The 8,621-nt window shown below is 55.4% G+C and carries 10 protein-coding genes; 4 read left to right on the top strand and 6 right to left on the bottom strand.

Features of this window, described 5'->3' with window-relative positions; genetic code table 11:
- Positions 1-169, bottom strand: a 169-nt coding sequence (locus ACIQ5B_RS08955; RefSeq protein ID WP_397598715.1) for a GatB/YqeY domain-containing protein, incomplete at its 3' end; no start/stop codon positions are given.
- 216 nt (positions 170-385) lie between these two features.
- Between ACIQ5B_RS08955 and carA the strand changes: the two genes are divergently transcribed.
- The 4 genes from carA to ACIQ5B_RS08975 all read left to right on the top strand — a co-directional run bounded on the left by carA (position 386) and on the right by ACIQ5B_RS08975 (position 6,241).
- Positions 386-1,543, top strand: coding sequence for a glutamine-hydrolyzing carbamoyl-phosphate synthase small subunit (gene carA / locus ACIQ5B_RS08960; protein WP_397598707.1), 1,158 nt, complete (start codon positions 386-388; stop codon positions 1,541-1,543).
- Positions 1,544-1,647: 104 nt separating this feature from the next.
- Positions 1,648-4,968, top strand: coding sequence for a carbamoyl-phosphate synthase large subunit (gene carB, locus ACIQ5B_RS08965; RefSeq protein ID WP_397598708.1), 3,321 nt, complete (start codon positions 1,648-1,650; stop codon positions 4,966-4,968).
- A gap of 97 nt (positions 4,969-5,065) precedes the next feature.
- Entirely contained in the window at positions 5,066-5,542 is a 477-nt protein-coding gene (gene greA, locus ACIQ5B_RS08970) for a transcription elongation factor GreA (RefSeq protein WP_324476720.1), read from the top strand.
- 36 nt (positions 5,543-5,578) lie between these two features.
- Positions 5,579-6,241 (top strand): rhomboid family intramembrane serine protease, encoded by a 663-nt coding sequence (locus ACIQ5B_RS08975; protein ID WP_397598709.1) that lies wholly within the window; start codon positions 5,579-5,581, stop codon positions 6,239-6,241.
- Positions 6,242-6,289: 48 nt separating this feature from the next.
- Here ACIQ5B_RS08975 and ACIQ5B_RS08980 read toward each other — a convergent pair whose 3' ends face one another.
- From ACIQ5B_RS08980 to ACIQ5B_RS09000, 5 genes are read right to left on the bottom strand one after another with little or no spacing between them, the layout of a single operon-like run.
- Positions 6,290-6,508, bottom strand: coding sequence for a DUF4170 domain-containing protein (locus ACIQ5B_RS08980; RefSeq protein WP_397598710.1), 219 nt, complete (start codon positions 6,506-6,508; stop codon positions 6,290-6,292).
- A 12-nt stretch (positions 6,509-6,520) separates the two neighbouring features.
- Entirely contained in the window at positions 6,521-7,024 is a 504-nt protein-coding gene (locus tag ACIQ5B_RS08985) for a hypothetical protein (protein WP_397598711.1), read from the bottom strand.
- Positions 7,025-7,038: 14 nt separating this feature from the next.
- Positions 7,039-7,374: a hypothetical protein gene (locus ACIQ5B_RS08990; RefSeq protein ID WP_397598712.1), complete on the bottom strand. Its 336-nt coding sequence runs from the start codon at positions 7,372-7,374 to the stop codon at positions 7,039-7,041.
- Entirely contained in the window at positions 7,355-7,753 is a 399-nt protein-coding gene (locus ACIQ5B_RS08995) for a phage holin family protein (protein WP_397598713.1), read from the bottom strand. Before ACIQ5B_RS08995 ends, ACIQ5B_RS08990 begins: the two co-directional genes overlap by 20 nt.
- 55 nt (positions 7,754-7,808) lie before the next feature.
- Entirely contained in the window at positions 7,809-8,360 is a 552-nt protein-coding gene (locus ACIQ5B_RS09000) for a hypothetical protein (RefSeq protein ID WP_397598714.1), read from the bottom strand.
- Positions 8,361-8,621: the final 261 nt, after the last annotated feature.

An 8,621-nucleotide genomic window follows, 5' to 3' on the forward strand; every position in this document is an offset into this window, starting at 1 on the left:
GCATGACCTCAACCACCATTGCGTCATCGTCGGGCTGCTGCGATGCGGTGCGCAGTTCGATATCGCGGTCTTTGATTTTGGCGAGGATAAGGCGAACGGCGGCGAGCCGGTCTTTGTCTCCAGCCTTCATCGCGGTGATTTGGGCGGCCTTGATGGTATCACGAATCATAATGTTCTTTCCGAATATGTATTTTGCGCAGATAGCCAATCCGCGCCAAACCGTCACCCTGAACTTGGTTCAGGGTCTTAATGTCATTTCATCCACAAGTAAGATGCGGAAACACGTCGGGGATGGTGAGTTTGAGATTGACGCATCCCCCCGCCGTCTCTAGGCGCAATCCCTTAGCGACATTGCTGTAATCCGTCTCACAGGAGCGACCCCATCATGGCCGACCCCATTTCTTCGCGCGCGCCTTCTGGAGCGACGGGGGTATTGGTTCTGGCATCCGGGGAAGTCATCTGGGGCAAGGGCTTTGGTGCAGAAGGTCAAGCCGTCGGTGAAGTTTGCTTCAACACGGCAATGACCGGATATCAGGAAGTCATGACCGACCCGTCTTATGCGGGGCAGATCATCAACTTCACCTTCCCACATATTGGCAATGTCGGCACCAACCCCGAAGATGTCGAGGCACTGAACCCGCATGCCCTTGGCGCGATTGTGCGTCAGGATGTGACAGACCCATCCAATTTCCGCAGCACACAGCATTTTGATGCGTGGATGAAAGCCAACGGCCGTATCGGCATTTCGGGCGTTGATACCCGCGCACTGACCCGGCTTATCCGTGTTGCTGGCGCGCCAAACGCCGTGATCGCGCATTCGGCGAGCGGCGATTTCGACGTGCCTGCATTGTTGGCACGCGCAAAGGCATGGGCTGGCTTGGAAGGCATGGACCTCGCCAAGGATGTGACGACGTTGCAGACTTATGGTTGGGATCAGGGGCTTTGGAAGCTGGGTTCGGGCTATGCCGAACCTGCCAAGGGCCGCAAAAAAGTCGTCGCCATCGATTATGGCATAAAGCACAATATCCTGCGCAATTTGGTCGATGTCGGTTGTGACGTCACCATCGTCAGCGCAACTGCAACATTCGAAGAAATCATGGCGCATGCACCCGACGGTCTGTTCCTGTCCAACGGTCCCGGTGACCCCGCTGCGACGGGCGTATATGCCGTGCCGGTGATCAAGCAGTGGCTGGATACCAAAAAGCCGTTGTTTGGCATTTGCCTCGGGCATCAGATGCTTGGCCTCGCGGTCGGCGCGAAGACCGAGAAGATGCATCAGGGCCACCGTGGCGCGAACCATCCCGTCAAGCGCCTGAGCGACGGCGCGGTTGAGATTACCAGCATGAACCATGGCTTTGCCGTGGATGCAGATACCTTGCCCGCCAATGCAAAGGCGACGCACATCAGCCTGTTCGACGGCAGCAATTGCGGCTTTGAACTCGCCGATCAGCCAGCGTTTTCGGTGCAATATCACCCAGAAGCCTCACCCGGCCCGCAGGACAGCCATTATCTGTTCGAGAAATTCGCGGGGATGATGGGGTGAATAGCCTAATGCCGGCCCTCTATTCCATGTGCTGCGCACTTACATCCTCTACACTCTGTCGTATTCGTGAAAGTGCGGCTGGGGCCTTTGGAAATATGAATTAAATGCCCAAACGTAATGACATAAAATCCATCCTCATCATCGGCGCGGGCCCCATCATAATCGGGCAGGCGTGCGAGTTTGATTATTCGGGGACGCAGGCGTGCAAGGCGTTGCGCGAAGAGGGCTATCGCATCATCCTCGTCAATTCCAATCCGGCGACGATCATGACCGATCCGGATATGGCCGACGCGACCTATGTCGAGCCGATCACGCCCGAAATCGTTGCCAAGATCATCGAAAAAGAACGCCCCGACGCGGTGTTGCCGACGATGGGTGGGCAGACCGCATTGAACGTGGCTTTGGCTTTGTTCAACGACGGCACGCTCGCAAAATATGGCGTTGAGATGATCGGCGCCGATGCCGAAGCGATCGACAAGGCTGAGGACCGGATCAAGTTCCGCGACGCGATGACCAAAATTGGTCTGGAATCGGCGCGGTCGGGCATCGCGCATTCGATGGAAGAAGCGCTTGAGGTGCTTGAGCGCACTGGCCTGCCATCAATCATTCGCCCCAGCTTCACCATGGGCGGTACCGGCGGTGGGATTGCATACAACCGCGACGAATTTATCAAAATCGTCACCGGTGGCCTTGATGCATCGCCAACCACCGAAGTGCTGATTGAAGAATCGCTGCTCGGTTGGAAAGAATATGAGATGGAAGTCGTGCGCGACCGCGCGGACAATGCCATCATCATCTGCTCGATTGAAAATATCGACCCAATGGGCGTCCATACCGGCGATTCCATAACGGTTGCGCCAGCGCTGACCCTGACCGACAAAGAATATCAGATCATGCGCAACGCGAGCATCGCGTGCTTGCGCGAAATCGGCGTAGAAACAGGTGGTTCCAACGTACAGTTCGCAGTCAATCCGAAGGATGGCCGACTGATCGTGATTGAAATGAACCCGCGCGTATCGCGTTCGTCGGCGCTTGCATCCAAAGCCACCGGCTTCCCGATTGCCAAGGTTGCGGCGAAATTGGCGGTTGGCTTCACGCTCGACGAAATCACCAACGACATTACCGGCGCAACGCCAGCGTCGTTCGAACCGACGATTGATTATGTCGTCACCAAAATTCCGCGCTTTGCCTTTGAAAAGTTCAAGGGCGCCGAGCCATTGTTGCACACGGCGATGAAATCCGTGGGCGAAGTGATGGCGATTGGCCGCAACATTCACGAAAGCCTGCAAAAGGCGCTTCGTGGACTGGAAACCGGGCTTTCGGGTTTCAATTATGTTGACGCGCTGAAGGGTGCATCGAAAGATCAGCTTTCTGCCGAATTGAGCCGTGCAACGCCAGACCGGCTGTTGGTCGCGGCGCAAGCCCTGCGCGAGGGCATGAGCGTTGCCGAAATTCACGCGATTGCGAAGTTCGATCCGTGGTTCCTTGAACGGCTGGAAGAAATCGTTGCGGCAGAAAATGACGTCAAGACGAACGGTTTGCCCAATAGTGCCGAGGCGCTTCGCCGCCTGAAAGCCATGGGCTTTTCGGACAAGCGGCTTGCCTATCTGGCGCTGGAATCGGTCAATATCCGCCCAGGCATGGAAACCGCAGTCCGCCGTGGTTCCGGCATCGCCATGCAGGCTGCACGCGCGATTGCTGGCGCCGTGACTGAAGATGAAGTGCGCGCATTGCGGCACAAATTGGGCGTGCGCCCCGTGTTCAAACGCATCGACACCTGCGCCGCCGAGTTCGAGGCCAAGACGCCTTATATGTATTCGACCTATGAAGCCCCAAGCTTCGGCACGCCGGAATGCGAGAGCCAGCCCACGGATCGTGAGAAGGTCGTTATCCTTGGCGGTGGTCCGAACCGCATCGGGCAGGGGATTGAGTTCGATTATTGCTGCGTCCATGCCTGCTTTGCATTGGCCGATGCGGGCTATGAAACGATCATGGTCAACTGCAACCCGGAAACCGTGTCGACAGATTATGACACCAGCGACCGTTTATATTTCGAGCCACTGACGGCCGAAGATGTGCTGGAAATCCTGCATGTCGAACAGCAGAACGGCACGCTGAAGGGCGTCATCGTCCAGTTCGGTGGGCAGACCCCGCTGAACCTCGCAAAGGCGCTTGAGTCAGCTGGAATCCCGATTTTGGGCACATCGCCCGACGCCATCGATCTGGCCGAGGACCGCGAACGCTTTGCCGCGCTGATCAACAAGCTGAAGCTAAAGCAGCCCGAAAACGGTATTGCGCGCAGCCGTGACGAAGCCATTAAGGTTGCCGAGAATATTGGCTACCCCGTGCTGATGCGGCCGTCCTACGTCCTTGGCGGGCGTGCGATGGAGATCGTCGATACGCAGGCGCAGCTGGAAAATTACATCCAAACGGCCGTGATCGTCTCGGGCGACTCGCCGGTATTGATCGACAGCTATTTGCGAGACGCCATTGAGGTGGACGTGGATGCCTTGTGCGATGGCGACGAGGTCGTTGTTGCCGGCATATTGCAGCATATTGAAGAAGCTGGCGTCCACAGCGGCGATTCCGCCTGCACTATCCCGCCGTATAGCCTGCCCGATAACATCGTCGCGGAAATCCGCCGCCAGACCGAATTGCTTGCGGTCAACCTGCATGTCCGTGGCCTAATGAACATTCAGTTCGCAGTCAAGGATGGCGAGGTGTATCTGATTGAGGTCAATCCACGTGCCAGTCGGACCGTGCCTTTCGTCGCAAAGGCCATCGGCGCACCTATCGCCAAGATCGCCGCGCGCGTTATGGCGGGGGAAAAGCTTAAGGACTTGCCACCCATCAACCTCGACATCGATTATATCGCGGTCAAGGAAGCGGTATTCCCGTTTGATCGTTTCCCCGGTGTTGACCCCGTCCTGTCGCCTGAAATGAAATCAACAGGCGAAGTCATGGGTATCGATCGCGACTTTGCGACGGCCTTTGCCAAATCACAAATCGGCGCGCGGATGCCGCCACCGATGGGTGGGAAGCTGTTCGTTTCGGTGAAAGACACGGACAAGCCAGTCATCGTCCCTGCCGTCAAACAGGCGATTGCGTGCGGCTTTACCGTATGCGCAACCGACGGGACGGCAAATTATCTGTTGGAGCAGGGGATAGAGGTCGAGCGCGTCAACAAGGTCGCGCAGGGCCGCCCGCATATCGTCGACAAGATTAAAGACGGTGAAATCCACCTGATCTTTAACACCACCGAAGGTTGGCAGAGCTTGAAAGACAGCGAAGAAATCCGCCGTTCCGCGTTGGTTGGTAAGGTTTCGCAATATACAACAGCCGCAGGAAGCATCGCTGTTGCACAGGCGATTGCCGCGCTGCAGCAACGGCAACTTGAAGTTCGGCCACTTCAAGACTATTATTAACACGAGCAGTATCTTTCCCCGACAATTGAACTGCATATCGGATTGATGGTTATCATTTCTCCGGTCGGGATGTTTTTGTGACGAAGGGTTTTGCCTGATGGCGAGTTTTGAGAAATATCCGATGTTGGCTGAAGGCTATGAAAAGCTGACAACCGACTTGAAACGCCTTCGTGATGAGCGGCCATTGATTGTGGAAGCAATTGAGGAAGCGCGCGCGCATGGTGATCTGTCGGAAAATGCCGAATATCACGCCGCCAAGGAACGCCAGGGGCAGGTTGAAGCCGCGATTTCAGAAATCGAAGACAAAATTGGCCGCGCGCAAATTATCGATCCGACCACTCTGTCGGGCGACAAGATTGTTTTCGGCGCAACGGTGACCTTGTTGGACGAAGACGACAAGCCTGTGCGGTATCAGCTCGTGGGTGAAACCGAAGCCGATGCGAAGGCGGGCCGTATTTCGTACAACTCGCCATTGGGCCGCGCGCTTATCGGGCGCGTCGCTGACGATGAAGTCGAAGTGACGGTACCATCGGGTGACAAATTTTATCTCGTATCCAAAATCGAGTTCATCTGAACGTGCGTTTCGTCATGAAGCGCCGTAATATTTGAGATGCAGTTTCCCCGCGGACCTGTCACCAACGCGCTGGTCATCATCAATCTGGCAATAGCTGCCATTTTATTGGTGCCGTCCTTGTGGCAATATGCGGTCGTTGCTGGCGGGCTTTTTCCGGCCCGTTTAAGCGGCGATAGCTCCGCGTTTGCGGACATGATATTTCTCGTGCCCGCGTTGCTTACACCGCTTACGGCCGCATTTTTGCATGGCGGGATCGCGCATGTCATCATGAACATGCTTATGCTTTTGCTGATCGGCAAAATGGTTGAGCGCGTTTTGGGCGGCGGGCTCTTTTTGGCGCTGTATATTGCGTCCGCTTATGTCGCTGCGGCTACTGAGTGGCTCGCGGTTGATCTGCAATTGCCGATGTCACTGGATATGATGGTGCCTGCCATTGGCGCAAGCGGCGCGATATCGGGTGTCATTGGGGCGTATCTATTGCTGTTCCCGAACAAGCAGCCAAAGCGCTGGGGGCCGGTTCCTGCAGCGATCGCGCGTCCGCTGCATCTGACACTGGCGTGGATTGGCCTGAACCTCGCAATGGGCTTTGTTGGGCCGGGATTAGGCATCGGCATTGCCATTTGGTCACATATAGGTGGTTTTGTGATGGGGCTAGCTCTGGCACGGCCATTGCTAATGTGGCGCTATCGTAACGCCTGAGGCGATGACGTCACCCTGAGGGGTTCAGGGTAACGTCCAATGCATTATTTACGCGTCGGGTTGCAGCAACTTGTGCAAATGAACGACGACATATTTCATTTCGGCGTCATCAACCGTGCGTTGCGCGGCGGCCCGCCACGCTTCTTCTGCGCTGGCATAGTCCGGAAACATGCCAACAATGTCCAATTTTTCTAGGTCCGTAAACTTCAAAGTCTGTGGGTTTTCAACCCGTCCACCAAAGACGAGATGCAATTTTGTGTCGGTCACGCTGTTTTCCAATTATTTTTCTTTGGCAGCATCCGTTGCCGCCTGACTCGCGGCCTTTACAGCGACAGCGGCTTTGCTGACAAGCTCCCTAAATTGCAAACGCAACGCGTCGCCGTTCAGGCCAAGGCTTTCGACCTGCTCCTTACCGGCGGCTTTCGCGGCTTCAGCCATTTTGCGGGCCTTTTTGTTCAGCTTTTTACCGGCTTTGCCCAAAACTTTCGTTTCACGTTCTGTGCGTGGCAAAAGCGCGCCGACGATTGCGCCGATCGCCATGCCACCCAAAACGATGGCCAACGGATTTTTATCAATGCCGTCGCTTGTTTTGCCCTTGGCTTTGCGTGCGAGTTCGCGCGATTGCTGCACGCCGCTGGCGGCTGCGCCCTTGCCCTTTTCATATGCTACAGATGCCTTTGCACGTGCTGCAGCGGTGGATTGCGTCGTTTTCGCCTTCGCGGTTGCAAGGCTGTCTTTCGCGCTGTCAGCTGCGGTTTTGATGCTGTCGCCAATCTTGCTCATGTTTCGTTCCTATATCAATCGCCAACGGGCGTGTTTGTTTTACTCTTTCGCAAGCGTGAAATCCAACGCGAAATCGGCCGGCGGGCGGCCAATAACAACGTGGCCGCGCCGACTATGCCGATCAACGGGGCATTGTCTTTTACCACTTGGATGGTCTCATCCGCGGCCTTTTTTGCTTGCGATTTTTTTAACGCGACCAGCTTGCGAACTTGGTTGCGGGGGTTGAGGACATCCTGAGCAACGTTGATGCTGCCCTTAAGCTTACGCCGAAGATTACGCCGCTCTGCATTTGATAGAATGACGCTTTCGCGGTCCGTGACAACCGGGTTTTCAGGTAAGATCGTCGACATTCTCTTGCATTTCCGGAAAGTAAACTTTCCTCATCCATTTTCGTGCCAGCGATCCAAAAATGACCGCAACGACGATAAAGGTGAACGTGACAACCAACGTGGCCGCAAGCGGACCAATTAATGGGGCCAAAGTCAGCACCAGCCCCATCACAAAGGCGATTGACGCGCCGATGAGTGCGAACGCCGCAATCGCGCCATAGAGGAACGCCGATCGGAATACATGTCGCGTGTAATCAAGGCGCGAACGGTAATAGTGCATTTCTGCCTTCACCAGCGCGCGCAGATCTTCCATCACCAACGAAACCTGTTCGCTCGCGGTTGCTTCTGCTGGTTTCGGGCTATCCTCCACCCCTTCGTCCTGACGCTGATCCATAATCATTGGTTTCACTTATCGGTCAAAAGCGGCCTTTTGCAAAGCCGCTAATGCTGTCTAATTAGGCGTCCTTGCCGCCTGAGCGAATGAGGCGTGCGAGTACAAAGCCAATGGCTGCTGCAGCGCCAATCGCAACCGCGGGGCTTTTGCGGACAAACTGGCGGGCATCATCGGCCAAGGCGTCGACATCCTTTGCGTCCATCTTGCCAGCGAAGCCTTCAACCATGTCTGCTGCGCTACGGGCGTAATCGCCATATTGCTTACCGACATTGTCATCGATGGTCGCCGCGCTGTCGCGAATAAGTTTACCAATGCTGTCGACCGCTTCCGTCGCGCGGTCCTTGCCTTTTTTAGCTGCGGCGCGCGCGCTTTCCGCTGCTTTGGATTTAAAATCATTCATTTCTGATTTGACCTTGGATTTAACGTCGTCGGTTTTGCCTTTGGCAGGCTGCGCCTTTGTCACGGCCTTTGGTGCTGAAGTCCTTGCAGCGGGCTTTGCGGCCTTGGAAGCGGCTGGCTTGACTGCTGCTGTCTTCGCAGCCGCTGGCTTGGCGGTTGCTTTTTTCACGGGCGCTGGTTTCGCTGCCGCTTTTGGCTTTTCAGTTTCGGCCATGGGAATATGCTCCTATCGGTTAAGTGCGGGCACTTAGAAGGGCGCCGCTATATCTTATATTTGTACGCGCGGTGCCTTAGTCAACTATAGCACCATAAAATTACATTTAAAATCCATATGTCTTAGCGTCGTTGCCAAATCATCAACACAACGATAGACGCGCTGACATTGTTCCCATCACGATTTTACTGGAGCTTTCCATGACTGCGATCCTCGACATACATGCCCGCCAAATTTTGGATAGCCGGGGTAACCCTACAG

It is taken from the genome of Sphingorhabdus sp. (assembly GCF_044374345.1).
Taxonomy (GTDB): Bacteria; Pseudomonadota; Alphaproteobacteria; order Sphingomonadales; family Sphingomonadaceae; genus Sphingorhabdus_B.